This window comes from Alteromonas gilva (assembly GCF_028595265.1).
In the GTDB taxonomy this organism is placed as follows: Bacteria; Pseudomonadota; Gammaproteobacteria; order Enterobacterales; family Alteromonadaceae; genus Alteromonas; species Alteromonas gilva.
The window spans coordinates 153,117-176,393 of record NZ_JAQQXP010000004.1 but is presented as its reverse complement, the minus strand read 5'-3'; the positions used below and the strand labels follow the sequence as shown (position 1 = coordinate 176,393).

At 43.3% G+C, this 23,277-nt stretch carries 19 protein-coding genes; 10 read left to right on the top strand and 9 right to left on the bottom strand.

From position 1 onward, the window contains the following. The first annotated feature begins 441 nt into the window (after positions 1–441). Genes OIK42_RS19740 through OIK42_RS19725 form a run of 4 tightly spaced genes read left to right on the top strand, consistent with a single transcriptional unit; the run spans position 442 to position 3,682 of the window. Entirely contained in the window at positions 442–1,437 is a 996-nt protein-coding gene (locus tag OIK42_RS19740; protein WP_273642905.1) for a ParA family protein, read from the top strand. A 1-nt stretch (position 1,438) separates the two neighbouring features. Continuing rightward, positions 1,439–2,464, top strand: a complete 1,026-nt coding sequence (locus OIK42_RS19735) for a ParB/RepB/Spo0J family partition protein (RefSeq protein ID WP_273642903.1) — start codon at positions 1,439–1,441, stop codon at positions 2,462–2,464. A gap of 1 nt (position 2,465) precedes the next feature. Further along, entirely contained in the window at positions 2,466–2,855 is a 390-nt protein-coding gene (locus OIK42_RS19730) for a hypothetical protein (protein WP_273642902.1), read from the top strand. Then, positions 2,852–3,682 (top strand): replication initiator protein A, encoded by an 831-nt coding sequence (locus OIK42_RS19725; RefSeq protein ID WP_273642901.1) that lies wholly within the window; start codon positions 2,852–2,854, stop codon positions 3,680–3,682. The genes OIK42_RS19730 and OIK42_RS19725 overlap by 4 nt, the downstream gene beginning before the upstream one ends. Positions 3,683–4,728: 1,046 nt before the next feature. Here the strand turns inward: OIK42_RS19725 and OIK42_RS19720 are convergent. After that, on the bottom strand, positions 4,729–7,800 hold the full coding sequence (locus OIK42_RS19720) for a helicase-related protein (RefSeq protein ID WP_273642899.1): 3,072 nt from the start codon (positions 7,798–7,800) through the stop codon (positions 4,729–4,731). A gap of 149 nt (positions 7,801–7,949) precedes the next feature. Here OIK42_RS19720 and OIK42_RS19715 point away from each other — a divergent pair, with 149 nt between their 5' ends. Further along, the gene (locus OIK42_RS19715) at positions 7,950–8,891 is read left to right on the top strand and encodes a hypothetical protein (protein ID WP_273642898.1); all 942 of its coding nucleotides are present in this window, start codon (positions 7,950–7,952) and stop codon (positions 8,889–8,891) included. A 55-nt stretch (positions 8,892–8,946) separates the two neighbouring features. On the opposite strand, the gene OIK42_RS19710 is transcribed toward OIK42_RS19715, so the two are convergent. From OIK42_RS19710 to OIK42_RS19680, 7 genes are all read right to left on the bottom strand, one after another. Beyond that, entirely contained in the window at positions 8,947–10,302 is a 1,356-nt protein-coding gene (locus tag OIK42_RS19710) for a hypothetical protein (RefSeq protein WP_273642897.1), read from the bottom strand. Positions 10,303–10,469: 167 nt separating this feature from the next. Then, the gene (locus OIK42_RS19705) at positions 10,470–13,466 is read right to left on the bottom strand and encodes a phosphoadenosine phosphosulfate reductase domain-containing protein (RefSeq protein WP_273642896.1); all 2,997 of its coding nucleotides are present in this window, start codon (positions 13,464–13,466) and stop codon (positions 10,470–10,472) included. Between the two features lie 71 nt (positions 13,467–13,537). Then, positions 13,538–13,798, bottom strand: coding sequence for a hypothetical protein (locus OIK42_RS19700; protein ID WP_273642894.1), 261 nt, complete (start codon positions 13,796–13,798; stop codon positions 13,538–13,540). Further along, on the bottom strand, positions 13,791–14,042 hold the full coding sequence (locus tag OIK42_RS19695; RefSeq protein ID WP_273642892.1) for a hypothetical protein: 252 nt from the start codon (positions 14,040–14,042) through the stop codon (positions 13,791–13,793). The genes OIK42_RS19700 and OIK42_RS19695 overlap by 8 nt, the downstream gene beginning before the upstream one ends. Next, entirely contained in the window at positions 14,039–15,265 is a 1,227-nt protein-coding gene (locus OIK42_RS19690; RefSeq protein ID WP_273642890.1) for a DNA sulfur modification protein DndB, read from the bottom strand. The genes OIK42_RS19695 and OIK42_RS19690 overlap by 4 nt, the downstream gene beginning before the upstream one ends. Before the next feature lie 116 nt (positions 15,266–15,381). Then, on the bottom strand, positions 15,382–15,657 hold the full coding sequence (locus OIK42_RS19685) for a hypothetical protein (RefSeq protein ID WP_273642888.1): 276 nt from the start codon (positions 15,655–15,657) through the stop codon (positions 15,382–15,384). Between the two features lie 301 nt (positions 15,658–15,958). Beyond that, a complete protein-coding gene (locus OIK42_RS19680; RefSeq protein WP_273642887.1) occupies positions 15,959–16,216 on the bottom strand; it encodes a hypothetical protein in 258 nt (85 codons plus the stop codon). 158 nt (positions 16,217–16,374) lie between these two features. Here OIK42_RS19680 and OIK42_RS19675 point away from each other — a divergent pair, with 158 nt between their 5' ends. The 5 genes from OIK42_RS19675 to OIK42_RS19655 are packed head-to-tail and all read left to right on the top strand — an operon-like array spanning position 16,375 to position 21,604. Next, on the top strand, positions 16,375–17,112 hold the full coding sequence (locus OIK42_RS19675; protein WP_273642886.1) for a thioredoxin fold domain-containing protein: 738 nt from the start codon (positions 16,375–16,377) through the stop codon (positions 17,110–17,112). After that, positions 17,109–17,900, top strand: a complete 792-nt coding sequence (locus OIK42_RS19670; protein WP_273642885.1) for a thioredoxin domain-containing protein — start codon at positions 17,109–17,111, stop codon at positions 17,898–17,900. Before OIK42_RS19675 ends, OIK42_RS19670 begins: the two co-directional genes overlap by 4 nt. Before the next feature lie 31 nt (positions 17,901–17,931). After that, a complete protein-coding gene (locus OIK42_RS19665; protein ID WP_273642884.1) occupies positions 17,932–18,672 on the top strand; it encodes a TraV family lipoprotein in 741 nt (246 codons plus the stop codon). A gap of 2 nt (positions 18,673–18,674) precedes the next feature. Further along, a complete protein-coding gene (locus tag OIK42_RS19660) occupies positions 18,675–21,248 on the top strand; it encodes a TraC family protein (RefSeq protein ID WP_273642883.1) in 2,574 nt (857 codons plus the stop codon). Positions 21,249–21,259: 11 nt separating this feature from the next. Beyond that, positions 21,260–21,604 carry a hypothetical protein gene (locus OIK42_RS19655; RefSeq protein ID WP_273642882.1) on the top strand — a complete coding sequence of 115 codons (345 nt, stop codon included), beginning with the start codon at positions 21,260–21,262 and terminating at the stop codon, positions 21,602–21,604. Positions 21,605–22,189: 585 nt separating this feature from the next. On the opposite strand, the gene OIK42_RS19650 is transcribed toward OIK42_RS19655, so the two are convergent. Further along, positions 22,190–23,275 (bottom strand): hypothetical protein, encoded by a 1,086-nt coding sequence (locus tag OIK42_RS19650; protein WP_273642881.1) that lies wholly within the window; start codon positions 23,273–23,275, stop codon positions 22,190–22,192. Between the last annotated feature and the right edge of the window lie 2 nt (positions 23,276–23,277).

Here is a 23,277-nt window from a genome sequence, read left to right as displayed (position 1 = left end):
ATTTCCCCCCGGGGGATCTTTTGGGATTAGCTGTTTAACAGGGCTACTCAAATGTCAGGGATACAATTTGAAAGAGAGTAGGTGAACGACGTGAACCAAATTTCCCCCCGGGGGATCTTTTGGGGATTAGCTGTTTAACAGAGCTACTCAAATGTCAGGGATACAATTTGAAAGAGAGTAGGTGAACGACGTGAACCAAATTTCCCCCCGGGGGATCTTTTGAACACATCTGGTTATAAGGGCTGCTCAAATGTCAGTGAAACACTTTGAAAGAAGGTAGTTGAACAACGTGAACCAAATTTCCCCCCTGGGGATCTTTTGGTATGAGACCGGTGAACGAGGCTATATAAATGTCATTGTTTCAGTTTGTAATAAGGCAGTATCGTGTTGTTTTCGAATTTCCCCCGGGGGGATCTAAAAATAACAGCATAAAGATATCATATGGCTTTGACATACGGGTGTTATACCCTGTATGTTATTCATGATATTGGATTCAATAAAGAGAAAGGTAAAATGCTGAAATACAACTCTGTTGTTCTAGCTATTTTAAATCAAAAAGGTGGCTGCGGTAAGAGCACTGTATGCAACATACTGGCTGAGTACATGGCTATCATCGGAAAGCTTAATGTCTTAGTTGTAGATTTAGACATGCAATGCAATACAAGTGACTACTGGGTTGGTATGGAAAGCAGTCCGCAATCAGTTGGTGGCCAACTTCCACCTCTTCATCCTGATTATGACGGTGACCCAGAGTTGGAAGAAAGGTCGACTATCGCTGACATTTACTTCGGGAAAGCTGTTCTACCATTCGAAACCTATATCTCTAAGAAAAACTCTTTTTCGAATAATGTAGATATCATGGTTGGTCACCCCGCTTTATTAGAACGTATTAATTCAGAGTTCGACAATGAATCAGGAAAGATAGAGCACAAGGTAATAAATCGCCTTCATGAATTTTTACATATGGAAGAAATGAAGGAGCTTTATGACATAATCATCCTGGATACAGGCCCTTCGAGAAATCCTATTTTTCGCTCTGCCTTAAGAGCTGCAACACATACAATTTTCCCTTTTGAGTGTGAAGAAAAAAATCTGCAGGGCATTAATTCAATGCTTCAAATCATAGAGTCTGAGAACTTCACTAGAGATGACGATAGCCAGGTTAAACTGTTAGGCTTTTTACCTAACAAAGTAAGAATTAATACGAACCTGCACAAAGGTAATTTAGACATGCTGCACTCTAGGCTTGGAAGTCAGATGTTCCCTGAAGATGTATACCTTCCACAAAGTACAGCATTTCCAGAGCGAGATTTAAAAGGCATCAGCCCAAGAACTGTTTTTGACATCACGAAGACACACCCGGCGTATACACATAGCAAGTCATTAGGTGACTATGTGTATTCCAGTATATTTAATAAGAAAGCTGGAGGGGCATGAAATGGCACGAAAATTAGGTGGTAATAGAGCGGGTTCTGGAAAAGTTGCAAGTAATCCTGGTTTGGATAAGTGGGTTGACTCTATAGCCAATCATTCAAGCTCTGCCAGTAAAGTGAAAGATGTGATGGTTAAAACAATTCCTGTTGATTACATTGTCACGGATGAAAATAACCCAAGAAAACTTCATGTCGATAGCAAGTTAATAAAGAAAATTATTCAGACTCACCCCCTAAAAGACCAGGCTACCTCCAATACGGATTCTGAGTGGATAGAACCATATGTGAAAGAAGTAGTTGAAGCATACTCCCTTCAGGGTAAAGAGATTGGCGATTTAACCTCATTGGTAGAATTTGCATTCTCTCTTCAAAGTGCTGAGAAAATGCTACATCCGGTAGTAGTCTGGAAAGAAGAAAGCACATTTCATTTGATGGTAGGAGAGCGTAGGTACCTAAGCCACCTGCTTCTACAAGAAACACATATTTACTCAAGAATTCATTTAGAACGACCTAGCCAGTTTGAGTTGGACTTGCTCCAATGGAAAGAGAACATGGATAGGGAAGAAATGAGTCTTTATGACAGGTTGACTCGAATTCAAAAGTTAATTGAGGATGTTGGCGGGAGATCAGCCATAACCGTAGTGCAATTAGCCGCCATTATTGGCAAAAGTCGCACGGTTGCACATCGGTATATTTATGTCCTTGAAGCAAAGTCTGACCTGTTAATGCCATACATAAAAGAAGGGCGTGTTACTGAGTTAAAAAAAGCGGCTGAATTAGCAAAACTCACAGACTCAGAATTGAATGCCAGACTCGGAATAGGGCAAAAGAAGGTAGATAAGAAAAGTTCAGGGCCTGCTCCAATTAAGATCAATAAAGGGGCAGATACAAAGGCAATTGAAAAGTTAGTTCGAGCAGCTGCCGAGTCATTAGACATTGGCGACTTACTGGAAAGTGCCGATTTCAGCAATCCTAAAAATGCTGGTGAGATCTTAAATACAATTCTCAGTAAGTTATCTGAGGCGAAATAAAATGGTTAAATTGAAGGCGCCAGTTAAAACACAAACCAAAGTAAGGTCCACTGTTAGAGTTCCTTCTGGGATGCTTCGGAAAATTTCTGATGATATGCAAAAAAGGGGCTACAACAAAAAGCAGCAGAGTAAATGGATCGAAGATGCTTTGTCAGAATTACTCGAACTACCTCAATACACGGACTTAATTGCTGAGGAATTTATCTCAGCAGGAACGACAACTTCTATTAATGTTACGCTAACTTCGGAAATTGATATGCAGATACAAAAAACAATTTCTGAAGTAATGCAGAATGAACAAGTAGAAAAAGACAAAAGCGCAGTTATTCGTGTCGCGATCATACAAAAGCTTTTGAGTTCTTCTGGAAGGGCATTAAGGCTAGATAAATGAGTAAATTGAGTGCCCCTGAACAATTAGACCTATTTATTGCAGATATTGTAGATGCAGCGCCAAAAGGTGAGTTGCATACAATGGAATATCCAATTTTCGCTATATCGACCCGACCTGACACAAAGCCATACAGATTCGATAATCCGAAAACTGGTGCATGGATGGAAATTATTCCAAGCTCAAAGGGTAGGGCGACTATACACGACAAAGACATACTGTTGTATTGCTTCGGTCAGTTGGCTGAAGCCAGCAATCGTGGGCGTCCCTTGAGTAGAAAAGTTCAAATGGTCGCCTATGACTTTCTAAAGCAAACAAATAGAGGCACCGGAGGTAGAGAGTACAAAGCTATCACCGATGCCTTAGTTAGACTCCGCGGTACAACGTTTAATACAAACGTTAAAGATGGCGGGGGCTTATCCCAGAAGGGATCGATATTCGGCTTGATTGATTATGGTCAAGCAGTGACAGATGAAAAAGGAAGGTTATCTCACGTCGAGATTGTCATTTCTGAACACCTTTTTGCTGCATTGAGCAATAATCAAATACTCACTTATAATCCAGAATACTTCATGCTATCGACCGGTTACGAAAGAAGGCTCTATGAGCTTTGTAGAAAACACTGTGGTAACCAAGAGTCCTGGGAGATTGGCTTTGAAAATCTGCATAACAAATTTGGTGTTCGCTCTTCTTTGAGGGAGTTTAGGCGAAACATAAAGGCCTTGGTAGAGAAACAAAGCATACCGGACTATCAAATCTACTTATTGGATAAGAAAAGTTCAGGAACTATCGAGAAATTACAGGTCAGGCGAAAAAATAAAATCAATTAATGACTTGGAAATACAATCGTGATTTGAACCACGCATCACCGCAAAGCCTTATTCTTTAAGGCCTCAGCCTATTAGTCACTCTTATAAATACCGTAGGTAAGGTGCTAACATCCTTCTATTTGGTCATTTCCCCATCAAATTACACAATTATTAGTCTAAATTAGAAGCAATTATCGTGATTTGAACCACGTTTTTGCATAAATTTATCTGATCCCCTTAGAGATCCCCCGGGGGGATCCGTGTTAACACTAAAGTAAATGCTGATGAATCCCTTTATAAATGGGGGCTTCAGTAAATTACTTGCGCTGAGGAACGCTTCTTACCTTTCATACATAACAATAGTTTGACTATCGTGATTTGAACCACACATTAGTATTGTCACTTTTTTAGGAATAAACCAGTATTAGTAACAATGTGACTTAACTGATTGTTTTATAGATGCAATATAGTGATATAGCAATCGTGAAATGAACCACGCTGAAAAATTGCTGAATGACGAATATCCTGATGAGTTCCCGTCGGGGGATCTTGCTAGTCAAGTTAAGAAGGGCAGCCCAGCCAGAAGTAACGTACTTATCTAGTTATTTGATAACAACGTAATATGTTGTTTATACTATAGAAATAGATGCTCTGAATTTCACGAACAACTAAAGGCTTGGTTTAGTCTTACTCTCTTTATTTGATATTCGTGAAATGAACCACAACCTAATTTTTTGAATGAGATTAGATGAACATAGCGAGTCTGTGTATAAGCCTGTGCAAATGGTGTTTATATGCTGTGCAAAACCTGTGAATAGGGTCGTGATTTGAACCACACTCTGTTCGTGTATTGAACCACGCTATAATCGTGCATCGGATCACACATTATCGTGAAACGAAACACACAACATCGTGATTTGAACCACGCGAATAGACGGGGAAGCCAACAACAGCAAGGTTTGTAGAATCCGTAACTACTTTAACTTACTTTAACTAATATTATTAACTTAGTTATTTAACTTTTATTAACCCTTCGGGTTTTCAATAATAAGTTCTAAATATAAATACTATGCTGCTATTAATCTATGAACTTCATGAAGGCTCATATTCAAAGTATTTTTACAAAACGTTTCTAAAATAGAATCGAGATGTCTGAATTCCTCTTCAACTGTGGCACCGTCACCATAATCAAGTCCAGCTTTTGCAGCAGCAATTTTCCAATCAACTACCATGGCCATATACTCATCAATAGAACCAGCCAGGTGAAAATATTCAACCTCGACTTGTTTTTTCTGGTCTGGGCGAGTTGTACGGGCTATTGACTGTTCTTCAGTGTCACCAGTCCACGCTCGGTTGTACATCAGAATTCTATTAGCCTGGGGCAGGTTTAAACCGCGCTGACCAACATAACTTGACAATAACACCCGGGCAGAGCCGTGTCTGAAGTTCCGGTTCATGTCATCGTTTCGTTTGTTGATGTCCTGCTTGCCAGTGAACAATACAGACTCGATACCTCTGTCTGATAATTCTTTGTTGAATCTCTTCAGAACCTCCGGGCTCTTGGCGAATACGATAATCTTGTCATCAGTGTTTTCGATTATCTGTTCAACTCTGGTCAAAATCCGGCTCTGTTTGCTGGTGATAGGGAAGTAAGCCGCACCTCTGCGCTTAGCGTTCAAATGAGGTGCATTGGCCGCCGTTATTACGGCATTAATCTTAGCCAGCACAACGGTAAGGTTAGAGCCTTTACCCTCAAGCGCTCTCATTTCCCGTTGCTTCATATACCATTGTGAAAATTCAACAGCCTCTTTGATGTAATTTTCAAAGTGGTCTTTATCCCATTTAACCTTTTCGTAAGATCTGGTTGGGCGTTTGCACCCAGCATATTCCTGCATCTCTGGTTCATTGCGGAGCCTGCGCTGGACGAATAAATCAGCCCATCTTCTGAATTTAGGGACGTTTGCAATTACGGGGATTTCGCGCTTAGCGCCTTCACGTAGATTTTCGCTAAACTCATGCGTTGCCCAGTCCACTACAACATAATCATCCTGGAAGGCGGATACTCCACGCTGAGAGTAATTGGCTGACGATAACAGCCCTTTATGCATATGAAGGCCGCTACGAAGGCTATATGGTTGTTCAGCGGTGGAGCTGCCACGAGTAGCTGTGCTCAGAGGAAGTAAATCCCTTGGATATGAGCCAATAGGAGTACCATCAAGGAGGTACATTTTTCGAGGTGCCAGTCTTGCAAGGGCAACCGATTGCTGACTGTCAGGGTTTGACATTATAGAGCCTTCATCAGCTGCAACAACGCCGAAGCGTCGGCGCAACAAATGAGAAAGGGTTCTTTTATGTGTCCCGATAGGCTTCTTCAACCGGTTGTAACTGACAATATTGATTTTTTTAAGCTGGGATATGTCAGCTTCACTTCTGATAACCTGGTAATTACTGATGCCAAGTTTTTTCAGTTCAATTTCCATTTCTTCAACTAGGCCGCCTTCAACAGCGATCAGGTTGTGCTTGGATGTCGAAGTTAAACAAAGAGAAACGGCGAGTCTTGCCTTTCCGCAACCTTGTTCCCAGCCTGCAACAGAGCCTGGAGACATCATCAATTCCGATAGTGAGTCAATTTGTGGTGGCCACAGGAAATCCACGCCCGACTTGGCAATGATTGATAGGTTCTGCTTATAGATTTTCGGGAACGCTTTATTTTTGCCTTCGTGAAGTAGCTTCCACTGGTATTGGTCATCGGTGCTGGTTTCGTTACCGACTGCTGAAGGGAAGGTGAAAAGCTTGCTGACCTGATCTTTTGAATAGACTTCGCTTTGACCGTTCTTAGACACCAAGTAACCGGCGTCAATAATTATGGCGCTGACGATTTCACCCTTTTTAACTGGGGGGGATGTAATGTCACACTGGCGCAATAGAAATGCACGTTTGGCTGTTAATTGTATGTCTGTGACTTTGGGCACTTCGATGAACTTTCTGAAAGGCACGAATGCTCGAGCATTTTTCTTGATTAGCTTCTTGAAGAATCCCAATAGGGTAGGGGAAGGAACAGGGGTTCCGCCTAGTCCGGATATTTCATCTAGAAAAGCATTGAAGGCCGTCATTGGCTTTTCTTGAAGCAGGTATGCATCTAAGAAGAATTTACCATCCCCGCAATAACGAATTTGAGAAGGGTACCGGTGACGAAGCCTGCCTTCTGGGTGTTCAACACGTTCATGGTAAATACCATTAAGTACCTTGGCCTGGGTGAGGCCACAATGAAACTTCAGTACTATTCTTCGATTATGATGATGCAATTCAACCGCAGTATTGCCAGTAACAGGTAGAGCAATGGTGGGCTTGCCATCATCAACGCCAAGTGATTTCCATTTAGGGGTGAAATCCCTCATGGAGCGAGCGCTTAAAGATAGGGTAGGCCAGTTGGAATGCTCATCGACTGAGGCTTTCAATGGCTGCCCTGGGTTTTCTTTTTTCCCAAAAACATAAACAGCAGTTTGAACGTTTGCTCCTTCTGATAGAAAGGCTGTATTTGGCAGGGTCAGTTCAGCGATTAGCCGGCTATTGCCAAAGCAGAAGTCACGCATTGAAATTGGTAGCAAAGCAATCACCACATCAGCAGCGTATAACGCATGCTCTAAAGCGTACTCATGGCTCAGAGCGTGGCTGTTAGGGCCGTACATGCCATAGGTGGTAGATGACACCGGAAGCAGGTTAGGCGATTGTAGAGTGATACTGAATGCAGGGTTGATTACTGCAACGCCGATTCTTTCAGCAGAAATGCTTTCAACGCCTTCGCACTCAAACGAGTAAGTGAATCCGGCCTGATTAGCATCTTGGATGAGCGCATCGATACAACGAGGATCAATATCGCAACCGTAAAGAGAATGCCTCTTAGGGTCTGCGTGGGCCAATAGCCTGCCTGAGCCAATAGAGTTATCCATAACGGAATACATGGCGTTTTTGTCAGGCATTGCTGATAAAGCAATATCCCACATCTTGCGAGCAATCCAAGGAGTCGTCCAGAATTGACCTTGCGTAGCCTGGCGCCGGGATGCTAAGTCAGCGAGAGATTTGGCTTTCTTGGTAGTTTTTCCTTTGGACTCGATTGCGAGCGCTTGATTTAACCACATAATTTGAAACTCAATATGTCTAATTGAGCTAAGGTTAATATAGTTTGTCTTTGGTGCTACTGGTTGTATTGAACAGTGAGGCGTAGATAAAAATCTAATCATCCGGTAGTGTTGTAATGTTCAGTCTTTTTAATGTAATGGAATACGTAATGGCAAATAAAAAGCGGAAAATATTCAGAAAGCCAATAAGAAATGACTTGGAACAAATCCGCGTCCTAAAAGCTCAAAACTTGCTAGTTGATGAACATAATCGTCAATTATCAAAAATAGAAAAAACGGCCATCCGTGTTTCTCTATTCAGCCTCGGGATTGCTATTTCCAGCCTTGTCGCAAGTTTATGGGTGAGTTCAAATTCATTACAGCAAGCAGAAAAGTCTCTGGCATTAACTAGAGAATCTAACAAGCTGAATTTGGAGAATTTAAAACTTCTTCAATCGCAGAATGAAGAGCGTAATAGGCTTGAGCGCTTAAGGGTTGTTAAATCCTATACAGATCCTATCGCAGAAATAAGTACCATTGATTTGAGACATGCACTTCAGGATGAAGTAATGAATGTTTGCAATAAGGTGTTTGGAGGACGCAAGGTAAAATCAGGAAGCTACCTCTTGAGCGATGCCGCCAAAATACTTGATGCCGTAGAGAGAAAAATGGAATCTGATTACTTATCAGGTTTTAATTTTCTTACTCAAGAGACATATAATAATCTACAAATTGTAAATCGAAGTATTTCTTTTCATTTGAATAAGTTCAAAATGCAAACTTCTGAAACAATGCTGGGCTTTATTAAAGATGACAAACTTACAGATGAAGAGAAAGAATCATTTATAGCGCCAATTTATCTGGATTTGTACAGTGCAAAATTTAAAGTGATTATTCTTGATTACAGCGTTAATTACGATGTGATTCAAACTCTCAAAGCAAGAGATAATCTGGCAAGCCGGAGTTTTAATAGCGCTATACGCAGACAGTTTAAACTTTTCACTGATGCTGTAAAGAATAGTCATAAAAATATGCATTATGACGTAAGGTGTAGAAGGGCTATTCGACGTGTTGAAAATATGTCTGATGTATGGCTGGACAAGGTCAAATGACTGTTTAATTAGTTAATGTGACCAAGCGTAATTGACATAGCCACACTTTGAAATTTCACCTAACCTGGTTTTTCTTATTTGCTATTTTTATCATGTGTCTACTGTAAAGCACTGCATCGCTCAGAAAGCGGATCATTCCATAGATGCTATTAATTTCGGAGCGCTTGTCGTCGTCACTATATTGTTCTAAGGATGTGGCGTAACTTTTCATTAGCTCTAAATACTTTTCTACCTGAAACAGCTGAGACTTGGCTTCCTTTGCGTTGAGTTTTCTAAGCCCCAAGAAATATACGTCTTTAAATGATTTTCTATCGTCAGGGTTAGCCCTGTTCCAGGCTAGTACCGCTCCATGCCCCTTACTGCTGTAAGGGGTATCAGACATGAACCCACAATTCTCGCATTGAACGTGAAAACGCTTTGCATTAGTGGAAGGATGTCGGGTTTGATGCATCTTCCACCGGCTGTTGCATTTATGGCATTTGTGCGCTGGAAGGTTGGCCGTTGAAGGATTATTAAAAATTGGATATAGCAGTGAGTGTAAGTCATGAGACTGAACTTGGTCGAATATCTGCTCATGCTCTGGTTTTGCTGGAGCGTCAGATTGATTAGCGAGCTGTAAAGCTTTTGCTTCCATTTCCCGAACGCATGTCTTGCCATGGTGTTGCTCAATGAACTCCGACATCAATTGGATTAAATGATTTTTTCTGACCGCCTCAAAAACCGGCTGTTTTCTTAATCGTCGCTTAGTCGCTTGCAGTTGCTTGCTGACGGCATCAAGCTGGATGAGATGTAATTCAATCTCATCAGAGATTACCTTGGGAATAGAAGAGTTACGAAGCTCTGCAAGACGCACTTTTGCATTATCTGTTTTGGCAATCCAGGCGTTGGTTTCTTCTTCGTCAGCGGGTTCGCAATCGTATATAGATTCCACAGCTGCAAGAAGAGGTGCTGGAATTTCATCTATGACCGCGAGCTTGTTTTTTAAATGGCGGCCAGGTTGGCCGATTTTGATGTTTCTTGGTGCGTGAATGTGAAACTCATTGTCACCAGAAAAAAATATGTAAATGCCAGATTTCCAAACTTCAACAAAATCATCCATTGTCAGACCCGTAGCGGTCATGTTGAACGAATGATTAACCTGTATTCGTAAGTGCAGCGTTGAGAGATTTATATCTGTTCGTGCATCTTCCTGGGCGGCAAAGCTAACTGGTGTGACAGATAGCACAGAAGGCAGTTCGACAAGCAAATTTGCATCGCCATCTGTGAGCGATTTGAAAATAATGCGAGTGGCAGAATGATTGATCCAATCAAGCGATTCCTCTGGAGAACCGATGAATTGGAGGTGAATCCCATTTTTGAAAGGAGTAAGTGACTGATTTTCAATAGTCAGTTTTGCTGCAGAGTTATTCAATTTCTTATTCCTGAAAAATGGAAACGAATCTCCCATGTTGAATGGTGATAAAAACGTCCAATAACCGGACAAAAAACACCTTCAACTGTTTTGCATTGTTAATGCGGGATTGGGTTTTTCCGTTTCCTATGGATTAAACGCGAACGCCTCTGAGGCCCGATAATGAATTACCACGATATGTCGGTAACGCCAGAGATGTCCGAATTAAGGTTAAATGTATCGTTGAACGAATCAACAGCGTAGCTGGTATCTAGTTCAATTGGCCATATTAACTCATCGATGCCATTGTGCATCAATACGGCGCTGTCCTTCGACAATAGGAGCCGCTTTTCCACTTGTTCTATGGTGTGGGCCTTCACCTGCTCTTTGATTCCACGCAGAGACTGAGATAGCTTGCTACTGTAAAGCACAATCTCATGTTTAGCCAAGGTGTTGTCTTCAATATGGCGCTTTGTATTGCGAGGGACGATGCCGAGCAAAACGTTCATGTCTGAAAAGTGAACCTCAATATAGCGCATGACACCTAAATTCAACTTCAGAGACTGACGATAATCTTCACCATCAAATGCATATATCTGGCTCTGGATAAGCGTATTGGCGATCAGAATTTTCTTTACGGCTGCCTCATAGCTGTCTATTGCATCATTCCACATTGAATTAAGCATTGCCTTTACCTCGGCAACCGGTTTTGATTTAAAACCCTCAGAAGACTTTTTCAGGCTCTTCCGTATTAGATTTCGCTCAGACCTTAGCTTAAGAAGTATGCCTGCCTTGTATGTCCGATATTCATCCATAGGATAAATGGCTTCGATGTTTAAGTGGCGATTAGCTTTAAAGTTATTACGGTAGCTTGACAGCTTAGTGTCTTCCAGCAGGCCCCGGCGCTCAGATATCGCGACCACAGCAGATTCATCTATATCGAAAAGGCCGATTGAATGGAAGTATGCAGTCCGTGACAGGATCCGGAGCGTGTTGCTCTTGGCTGACTTGTTCAGCTTCAGCACGCCATACCGAAGGAATGACTCGAATGCGCCAATGCCACCGTAGAAATAAACCGACTCGTCATGCTTCTCGTGCAGCGCTACGAAGTCATCATGCTGGCGCAGGGCCTCTTCCGCGCCACCGAACTGATTCCAGTCGTGCATGGCTGCATAATCAATGTCGTAGCCCACGATGGCGTCAGGATTATCCGCCAACAACAAATCCTTATCCCATGAAGTCGCTTGTTTGTAGATGGGTAGGCTTGTGGTCAAACGTTCTTCAAGAGATGGCTTGGCCTCACGCTGGGAGAACGATGGGCTGTCTAAGCTGGTTCTGCCACGCTCAGTTACCTTGTACTGGCCGCCTTTACGAGAAACCTTCTTGATTGCTCGCTTGGAAAACCGGTGCTTCACTGGTTTGTTTAATGGTTCGTCCCTGTAAATGCGCGACCAATGTTCACTTGTCAGTCCCTGAATTTGAACTTTATCGGAATTCCGAAGGCCCTCTATGTGTTTAGCGTCATCGCCTTGAAGAAAATAACGGGCGTGAGAAACCGGCATAGTCAGTGAATGCTGCTTGGAGTAAGTGTCACATCCGGTTGAGGCTTCTTCGTCTAATAGTGCCTGGCTTAGGATGCTTGGGCGCTCTACGCCAGGAGTTGGGATAACCATAATGGCGTCGGGAATGTCATCAACGATGGCATTTTTAGGATCAACTTCCGGGTAGGGGATGCGAACATCTTTGCTGGTCTGATCCCAAATGTATAACGCCCGGTTTGGTGGAAGCCGAATACCATCCCGGCTATGAATAGCGGATAAGTATATTGCAAGCTCCAACGACATTGGGGAGATCAGAGGGTTAACTGCATAGTCTTTATAGACCTTGGCCATTTCAGCGCGGTCACGGTCATCAAGCGTTGAGTCATTGATAATGTCTGCATACCCGGGATCTTCCATCTCGCGACCCTGAGCAACCAGATTGCGGAATTCCTCTGCACGGATGTCATCATCCCATGTGGCTTGAGAAAGGAGCCATATTAGCTTGTCTATGGTTTGGGCATTCAGAACATTAGGTTGCAATGCTATTGTTCCAGTTGTCAGGTCAACGGCTCTTGAGTGATAAGTTCTGTAGCGGATATCTTGGGCAACGTACATGATGTAGTTGCGTACCTTCAAAATATTGCCGGAAATCTGGCTGTGCCTAACCATTTTTGCTTGGGCTTCACCGGATTTGTCGGTAGTGGATTTAGCGCATAGATAGCACCCTGTGCGAGCTGAGCCGCCGCAGCCGCCTACTTTTGCTGTTTCGCCTTTGATTCTCTTTGCACTGACTGGGCAGCTGCCTTCTTTCGAGTCAGAGTAGATCATGTGCAGTAAGCGGTGATTACGTGCATAGCTTGGGATATTGTCATTGCCTGACAATGATATTTGGATTGGCAGCGTGCCTGCCTGGCGGATAATGGTCCAGATGTCATCGTCTGTCATATCCATGATTGGCGCAAACACTCGCTCACCAGAATCGGTGTTATCCAAAAGCGAATCAACGCTTACCTTGTCAGTCCCTCTCTTTCGCATATTGGCGCCTCGTCGAACGCTTTCAGATAGGCGTGAGCCAAGTAGGGTGACAACCTGACCTGTATAGTCGTTTTCGATGCTGCGCTCAATACGAGCAGCATTTTCCACTTTCATTATTTCGCTGCAGTCATTATTCGTTCTGGCCGAGCTAATAATTTTTAACCCAGACAGGAATAGGGCTGCCCACTGCTTGGCCAGAGGTGGTTTGCCAACACGCAAATCCAAGTTAATGCCCTTTTGCTGGCAAAATTCTTTTAGGCGGTCACGCTCGTATAGTGAGAGCATTTGAACCAAGTGATTCTCAACCAGGGTATCGATGTGAGAAACAACAAACGGTGATGAGCCGTCCAGCACACCCTCTTCCATAAGCTCAATGTGAGCCCGTAAAGCAGCCAGAAGCACTACAGTCGAATCTTTCCCGAACGAAGTCGCGCAGACCGTGATGTAATGACGACGGATGGCCTTAATGTTGGCTACGGCTTCATAGAACTGCTCGTAAGCACCTGACTCGATGTCGTCTACAAAGCTTTTGGCGTCAAACACTTCTACAAGAGGATTTGAGTTTCCACCCTCGAGTAGATTGATTGGTATGTTTAGTGAAGCGTCCATCAGGTACCATCTGCTATTGATTGATACCTGGTATTTTACTGATTGCTGGATTATCGCAATTGAATGACGTGTTAGGTGAGCGGGGGAGGGAGTTTAAGATCGTCGAAATCAGGCTCACGCCAGTTTTTCATGGATAAGGTTAAAGAGTCGCCAGCGCCGGTAATGGTTACGTAACCAGAGTTGGAATCAGTAGCTTTCAAGCCAGTAAAGAAAGCCTTGGCAAACCAACGGGCGCTATCGGTATCGATGTTGAATGATGCAGCTTCATCGCCACCTGCACCACCGGCTCCGTCATGGCCAATTTTTATTTTATAAAATCCACTATTAAACATTTTGAACGCTCTCCGCTGAGTGTTTATCAACTATAAAATGGTGTAAGTCACCTTCGACATGATTTTTAAGCTTCCATCCATATACCGAGCAAATATGCTTCATACGGGCATGAGCTCTTGGTTCTTCCGTGACAATATGAGCGAGCTTACCATTAGGCAGCTCATTTAAGAATCGCCTGACGGGAAGTGAAAATGCCGGGCACTTCAACTGCCTGGCATCGAATTGAGCTATAGAAGTACTCATTGCGCTTCCTCTTTAGCCAGCTGCTTGGCTTCTTCACGCTTGGCCTTCAGCATTTGAGCGCGAGCCATTAAGACTTCTTCCTCAATGGATTCGAGTTCTTTAGGTACCTGCAAGCCCAACTGCTCGCACAGGTATGAAACAGTGGCTTTATGATTGAATGCTTTGTCTTCAAACCTGCCGCGATAATTCATGCAGCGTCCCAGCCATTCTTTATTATCGACGGACAGGTCAAGGCTTGCCCATTTATCAAAGAAGGACCAGTCAACCTGCTTCTGGCCACTATCAACAACGTTCATAACGATGATTTTACCAAGCAGAGCAACGCTCTTTAAAAACACAGAGGTACCAATAACCGTTTGGCTCCGGAATTCGGCTGAAATCTCATCAGCATTGAATATGGCCTTTATTCCCGGATGCATCTGAAGCTTTTCCAGATAACGACTAATGAAGCCTAACCAATATTTCTGAGTAGCTTCATCAGCAAGCTTTTCCTGGCTAGATTTGTTAGTGGTGCCGGTGAGAATGGTGATGAAAGAAACCATCTGGTTGAGCGTCCACAGCTTGCCGGTGTTACTGCTATTGGTTACAGAAGCCTTAGTGAAATCAATCTTGCTTTTCAGGACAGTACTTTCAGATACGACCTTTGCAAAGCGGTTGATCACCATTCTGTTATCCATAGCCACACATTGGCTCTTATTAGGCGAAATGGGCGTTTGGTTTACATCGGCGAATATCTGCGTGTCACGTTTTATCCCTTCTGAAACAATGAACTTGATGTCAATGCAATGCTCAGCAAGCTCCGGGCTGCTTTTCAGCTCACGCTTAATACCTGAAAGCCGGCCTTGGCCATCGACCAAGTACCTGAATGCATCCGAAGGGATAGTTATCTTAAATACGTTGCCGGCATTTAACTGCTCAGCAATGATTGACTCACTAATGCTAATCAACTCAGGGAAGATGAAGTCACCATTAGAGCCTATGTAGTTGGCGATATTGCGAGAACGACTGACTACAAGGTCACGCTGTAACTTTAGGTTGGTAGACAGCTCTGCGTCTGGCACCAAATCATACTGTTCAGCCAGCACGCCGAAAGGGATTTTAGCAACATAGGTAAAGCGGTCACCCTCTTTGCCGCCTACGGCGAACAGAGTGAAATCGGTAGTGCCATTTAATTGCTTGTAAAGCCCGTCGAGTTCTTTGATGTCTTGTTGGGATAGCTGCATGATTTAACCTCTTAAAGTCAGATATGCAGCTAGGGTATATTTGTTTTGATTTGTCGCTACTGAATGGAAAATTGTTTTACTTTGCCCTTGCCTTTTCTTAGCAGCATAGCAACTTCTTAAAATCTAATTATCTTTCTGCGTAATTTCATTTTCTTAATATGTTCACAAACCTCTTTGTAATCATTTGTACTTATTAGGTTTTTGTTTTCATCGACGGTGTTTATATAAAAATCTGTCAGCATAATAATGTCGTTTTCGTAGCTTGTCGAACCATTGGTGTACTTTTCCAAAGCCCCCTTATATTCATTCAAAATGGTGTGTTTAAATGTTATGAAGTCCCCTTCTGCAACAAAGCGCTCTTTTGTATTTATCAACCTTTCAGGTATATCCATTATAGCGTTCTCAATTATTGAATAGATGTTTAAAGATTTAAGCTTTTTCTTTAAAGCCCTGTAATTAGCCTAACTAGCAACTCTCGATATGTGTCATTTGCTGATGGTGCTACTCCTTTCCAGTGGTAACCAACAGGCGTAGGGCAGCCAAAAGCTCTATGCCACTGTTCAATGGAGCATATCCAATGCTTGGTCTGTTAAATTTTTATTGCTCATGAGGTTTCACTTTTAGATTTACATTTATTTTATCGAGGATGTTTTAGCCAAGCAAATCTCGAAAACTATTAAGAAAGAAGACCATTTATGGAATCTTCAATTCTAAATATGCACTCCAAAGGTTAATGGCTTGCTCATCGAGCGCTTTTTTTGCTGGAGCATTCTTTCTGGTTGCCATTAACTCCCTTGCCTCCTGAATCTTCTCCTGAGAATCAGCGACATCAGAGTTGAACTGATACTGCACATAGTAGTTAGCAATACGAGCGAATAGGTTGTCAGTAGCTGCACAACCAGTATTTAGGAGCATCAGTAATGAGATGAAAGCCATCCGGATGGTAAGCATGGTAAAGCCTGTCACAGTAAATTTTGGAGTGTGAATGTTAGCTCATGGGGGGCATGTTAACCCGTCGATAGAGGTGTGGTTTTATGCACGTCTATTGAACTGCGACGTTCATAAAGTGCTGCATAATGCTGACATCTTGAATAAGTAGGGTTATCCAAATGAACAAGGTTTTATCAATTTTACTGGTGGCTGCACTGGCATTTACGGTAAAGGCTCAAGAGTTAAATAAGACTCAGATAAGTAAAAAGATGCAGGAAGTCACGCCTTTCGAAGTGCAGGAAGTCAATGATGACTCGACCGGTTTGTACGAGATAGTTACAGATAAAGGGATTTTCTATGCCACGAAAGACGGTAAAAACCTGATTTCAGGCCGTGTATATGAATTTGAAGGCGGAATGGCCAATAAAACTCAATCCCGGATTTCTGAGTTGGCAGTATCCAAAATTGAAAAGCTGAAAGATTCGTTTGTGACTTTCAAAGCGCCAAATGAAAAACATGAAGTGTTGGTGTTTTTCGATGTTAACTGTGGTTACTGCCGCAAGATGCACAATGAGTTAAGCCAATACAATGCTGCAGGCATTACTGTTCATTACGTCCTTTATCCTCGCAATGGCATTAAAGATCCTCGAACCGGAAATACACAGTTCAGTAATACGTACTTAACTATGCAGGATATTGCATGCTCGCCAAATCCTAATATTTCGTTGGATATGGTTATGCGCAGTAATGAATTGCCGACAGCTCGTTGCGAGAACCAGGTAGCCGAAAATTATGCTTTGGGAGAGTGGCTTGGTGTAAGGGGTACTCCAGCTGTATATGGTATGGATGGCAAGCAGGTGGTGGGCGGATATGCTCCTACCAACAAACTGTTGGCTGTATTGGAGCGTGCGAAATGAAGAAGTTATTAGTTGCAGCTGCTTTGGCCTTGCTTTCAGTTTGTTCATCTGCTCAGGAACTATCTAACGCAGCATCTCTACCAGATGATTTGAAGACTTTGATGGAAGATGCGCGTCCCGACCAAAAAGTGTACCGAGAAGAAGTTAAAGAGAACCTGGAGAAAAAAGGTCGCGTTATCGGTATCCGTGAATTGCCTATGAAAAAGCTTTTCTTCGTGGAAGCTGAGAATGGTTCATATGTGATCAGTGCTGATGGTCGCTTTGTAATGGACGGCATGCTTAAAGACGTCTGGCACCGGAAAACTATTCGAACCCTGCAGGATGCTGAAAAGGTGCAGCGCACACCAGTTTCTAACATCGGGTTCAAGCCAGAAGAGCAGCTTGCTCATTTTGTAATTGGCAATCCAGATTTGCCCAGAAGTGGCGTTGCTTTTGTAGACCCTATGTCAGCGTATACCGTGAAGTTTTTGCAGCACATTCAAGAGAATGAAAGCGAATATAACTGGACGGTTGTCTTGATGCCGATGGTCGGCGGCTCTAACTCTATGGACCGAGCAAGAAAGCTCTGGTGCGCGGTAGATAAAGAGCAGGCTAAAAATGATTTGATAAATGGCACATCTGAATCCTATTCGGATTTAGAAGGCGGTTGTAGTGAGCAACCTATCCAGATGGCTAAGTACATGGCTTCGTTGTTTCAGATTGAGCAACTGCCACACATTATCCGAGAAGACGGTCTGAGTATAGGCGGTTTCCCAGTTGAATTTGATAAATGGTATGCGCAACCGTAATGGCAGCATCCGACGCGAATAGGATTAAATTATGAAATCTCAATCAATCACAATAAGGTCAACAGCCGCAATTTTGCTGGCTGGTTCTTTAGCAATGTCCGGGTGTACCACAATCGGTAAGGAAAACTTTACTTGTGAGAACATGAAGAAGGGTGGAGTGTGTGCCGGGGCTCGTGACGTTTACGAATTGACCAATAATCGTGAGTCATTGGAAAACCTTACTCAGGAAGACTTGGCGCATCAGAAAGGTTATGCAATAGATGGTCATGAGGGGCATGTTCACGCACAGTATGAAGCAAGCGAAGATCGTTATATTGCCGGTGCTGAACTGCCATCTCAACAATCAGGTGAAATTGTGGTGTATGAAGAGCGCACGAATGAACAGCATTCTCGTGATTCATATCAGGCTGCAAAGGTCATTCCTCAAACGCGCTACGAAACAAGCCCCGAAAACCCATTCAGCGCTTGGCCAAACAATGGTGAGCCATTGGCTCCCGAAGCCTTGGCGGTTATGTCAGAGCCTAAGCCGATGCGTATCTTGGTGTCTTCATATACTGATCCAGCAGGCTTTTTAACTCTGCCTGGTTACGTCTATGTGGAAGTTGAGCCTAAGACATGGCGTATTGGTAATTCTGCCAATTTCCGTCCTACCCGGGTGGTTCCACTGCAAATGAGAAAGCAATCTCAACAAGAAATGATCCAGCAAGAGCAGCGACGTAAAGGTGTATCACCTCTTAACATCATCACTCAGCCACCAACGACAGGTAAGTAAATATGGGCGTTGTATTAAACAAAAAAGCAAAGCTCCTAAAGCGGGATACTACCGCAGACCTGTTCAGTGTTGTTGAGTACTGGGATGAAGATAAGATCTTCATTTTGGATGAGCCAGCAATTGGAGCTTTTATTGTTTGTCAGCCTACACCAGGGTCAAACGATGACATCAGGAACTCACTGGAAAACTTTTTTAAAACAGATTTCCCAGAGGGCACTATTGTTCAGATGCAGCTGGCGTCATTGCCTGACTTAGAAAATCGACTCTACGGATACAATCGGGTTCGTGGCAATCGGATGTTGGGTAAAGACCAAGAGCAAATCGAATTGCTTTCAGATTCAATCTCAAACTTCTATCGTCGTGGTACCCAGCAAAATATCAATGACAATGGATATCGGTTCCGTGACTATGAATTCTGGATCTCGATTAAGGTGCCAATCAAAAAGGCGATACCTTCTGAAGGTGAGCTGAAGGCTTTCAAGCGCAAAATCCGAAGCACGGTAAGCACGCTGTCTCAGTTTGCTCCGGAAATTGCGAATGAGTTCCAATACAAGCGCCGGATGAGCGTAATGCTGAACATGTATGGTGATGCTAGTTGGAAAGGAAAGCCACACCATCATGATAAATGTCAGATTGATCGCCCCTTGAGAGAATTGTTTCTTGATCCGGGTAAACGTATTGAGCCGACTGATAAGGGCGTAGAAATATACGATCAAAATGGCGATATGTGCCAGTTCGTGAAGTCAATTTCAATCACTGACATGCCGGAGAAGATGCTTTATGGCCAGATGATCAACCTTTTGGGTGATTGGGAGCAGGGTAATACCCTGCTGGATGAGCATTTCATCCTGTCACTGAATGTGGAGTACCCAAACCAGAAGTCGGCCAGAGATAAGTTTACTAAGTCGCGCACATTCATAACCAACCAGGCAAAGGGTTCAATCCTTCAGTACCTGGATAAGTTGCGTTTCCAGAAGATGGACTTTGACGCGGTGAATCGAGAGCTTGATCAGACCGGTTCACTGTTGATTAAGTACAGCATGCAAATGCTTAGCTTTACCAAGGATGAAGAATCAGCAAATGATTTCGTAGACAAAGTGCAAGGTATGTACAGTAAGAAAAATGTCAGCATTATGCAGGACAATTTCTTCACTTTGCCGTTCATGTTGGCCGGCCTGCCATTTGGAGTTGATGCTGAATTTGTAAAATCTTCACATCGGTTCAAAAAAGCAACCACGAAGGCGTTACCATTTTTAACGCCACACATGGCCAGTTGGAAAGGTAACACGCCGAATCCTACTCTTTTGTTGGGGTCGCGCTTTGGTCAAGCTGTATCAATCGACTTCTTTGAGTCGGATACCAATTTCAATATCTATGGGGCTGCTACCTCGGGTGCAGGTAAGTCGTTCTTCATCGGCTTTTTGACCAATGCCATTTTGGGTGTAGGTGTTAAAGAGCAGGATAATGACAGCATTCGTCAGCAATATGATGATGGGGCTCAGGTGTTCATTATCGACGTAGGCCGAAGTTATGTAGGTCTGGCTGAGCAGTATGAGCAGTCACAGTTTTTGGCGTTTGGACGTGATTTTAAATACTCGTTGAACCCTTTTAGCAATGTTACCGACTTCTATGGGAAGGAAGGTGAAGCCAATTTGATCAGAACCCTGATTAAGACCATGGCAAGCCCAAGTGGAAACATTACAGACTTACAAAATGCTGAGATCCTGGAAGTCCTGAAGATAGTTTGGGAAGACAAAGGGAAGGAAGCAACGATAACAGACTTTGCTAAAGAGTGTTTGAATCACGAGCTTGTTGAAATGCATGCCATTGGACGTCAGTTAAAGCCTTTCTGTGATGAAGGTATTTACGGTGACTTCTTTGGTAATAAGTATCCACCGGTTAACTTTGATGGTCGATTGGTAGTCTGTGAGCTTGAAGAGTTGAAATCAGATTCACACTTACAGGTAACTGTTTTGATGGCGCTGGTTATGGGCATACAGAACAAAATGTACCTTTCTTACGAAGGGGATACACCTCGTCGCCGGATGTTTATTCTCGATGAGGCATGGGAATACTTGAAGGAAGATAAGAACGGCGCATCAATGATGCAGTTCTTTGCTGACTTCCTGGAAACAGGGTGGCGTCGATTCCGTAAATATGGTGCAGCTGGCGCATTGGTTACTCAGTCTGTAATGGATGCATACACCTCTGTAGTAGGTCGGGCAATCATAGCCAACTCGAAATGGATGCTCCTGATGAAGCAGCAGCCAGAGCAGGTTGAGCGCCTTAGAGAGGAAAAAGCATTTACCGGCAATGAAACAGATTTCAAGCTGTTGTCATCACTGAAGACTGTTAAAGCGCGTCCTGCAGTCACTGACGAAGCGTTTTCCGAAGTGCTGGTGAAAGACGGCCTTAACTCACAGGTTTGCCGTCTTTACACTGACCGTAAGTTCCAGCTGATCCTGACTACTGACAAAAAGGAAAAGGATAAGCGTCAGGAATACATCGATCAGGGCATGTCTATGGAGCAGGCAATTAGCCAAATGATGGAAGACGAAAAGCGAATGGCTTTGTAATGGTGGATATCATGAACAATCAAATTGTTATCGATCTTGACGGTGAGTACGCCGCGCCGATGATAGATGCCAGTTTACTAAACCTGGTGAATAAGGTTGTTTGTGATTGGCCAGAAGAAGTTACATGTGCCACTCAAGAGATTGATGGTGAAATTCTTCTGTGGTCGGCAAATATTGAGGATGTCCGTAAGGCTAGGGTGTCTGCGTGTAAAAACGCAGGCCTCATGCCTGAGATTGGGATTAAGTACCAGGTTGATTCAACCTACTACGAAATTTCAGAACAGGCCTATGTGGCCACCGATTGGGATACAGCTGTTGTGAGCAAGGCAGACTTCCAAGCGAATTTAATTCAATAGAACTCAGTTCTTGAAAGGCCTTACCTTTTCATGCTTAAAGCCAAGCGGGCAACCTATAGCAGAATACTGGCCCCGCCTAGACAAAACTATCAAATTGATGGCATAGTTTCTCTATCTCAAGATAAGTGCATTTAATAGCTCTATGACCATAAAAATCTCTTCACTAGCAATGCTTATGATGCTTTCAACTTCAGTCATGGCAGACGAAGTGTCAATGCTATTAAATTGCACTCACAAAAATGATGACGAAGCCAATATTTCCCTACTTGTAACCCCCCAAGCAATGTCATTAGAACTTTTCCCGATGCGGATGGCTCACAGATATCAAGGGAGTACATTAGTACAGGTTTAACGGATGAAAGCATAAGTTACAATGCTTCATGGAAAGAAGATTGGTTCGGCAAAGAGAAAATCGTCTTTGCCAGATATACGATATACGAAGGAAATGAAGGCGTAATTGAGGCTTTTTTTCACGCGGCAGGATTCATTGATAATGTTTTTGAGCATGCAACAATAAACGCCTACAACTGCACCGCAAGGTAAAATTCAGACAGTAAGCTCCAAATTCCAAGCGCCTTGAGTTACCTAAAACAGTAAAGCCTGCTCCTGCTCATCTGCATAGTTTCCGATAGCACGATACAAAAAGGGTAGGGCGCCGCTTGTTTTGCCTGGGTACCTGATTGTGGCTCTTTCCTTTATCTGCACTTCGTTTCTAAGGCTTAAAACACCATCTACCACATGCCCTCCAATGTAGGTTGAAACATTGGATTCACTCAACATTGTGCCTGGCTGACTTTGGGTCGGATCAAGTTGTAGAATGAATTTAGAATTAGTTTCCCGCAATAGCATTCCTTTATTGCGACCAAAGCGATAGGTGTTCATCCATGACTCTGGCTTGTTTATAGAGCCTGAAATAAATCTGCACCCGTCTGGCTGGTCAAACTTGGTAATAAGACCTTCTATAATTTCCAGTCGGTCTTTTAGCGGGGTATCGGCAAAGCATTGGTCGTGCAAATAGCCGGCATCGACCACAAACAGGTTTTGGCCATCGAAGAAACCCTCGAGACAGGCGCCCCTGAATCCATCCACAGACATAATCGATCTCAGATACGACTCAGCCCGTTGTGATATTAAATTCGACTCTTGCAGCGGCTTGTTTGCGAAATTGATGTCTTGGATGGCCATATTGCCGAAAGCATCAACTTTGGCGATCACATGCAGGCCAGCCGGAATTGGCTGGCTGATGAACCGATGATGCTCATGCTGGTGAGCCCCATAGAAAGCAACGTTGTTAGAGGCATTCAACCTGCCAAACTCAAATCGTTTATCGAACAGGTTTTGGATGGGGGCCTCGTACTCATCAGAAACCTCAAAACCTTCCATTTCTTCGATAGTAAGAATTTCGTTTAACTTTTCTTCCGCAAAGTAACGCTGGGAGTAAATTCCAACGTCAGGCACATATGAACAAGAGTAGGTGTCAATTTTCTGCCCGTATCGCATAACACCAACAGTAAACTGACCATCTGGAAGTTCACTAATCACGATGCGAGTAAGCTTGATGTGGCGGCGTGAGCGACCTTCCAGCTCCACGTACTTAATGATGTTGGGTTTCATATGCTGGGCAAAGTTTCTTCTTGCCTTGCTCAGTTCTATATTCTCTTTGCGTAACATTG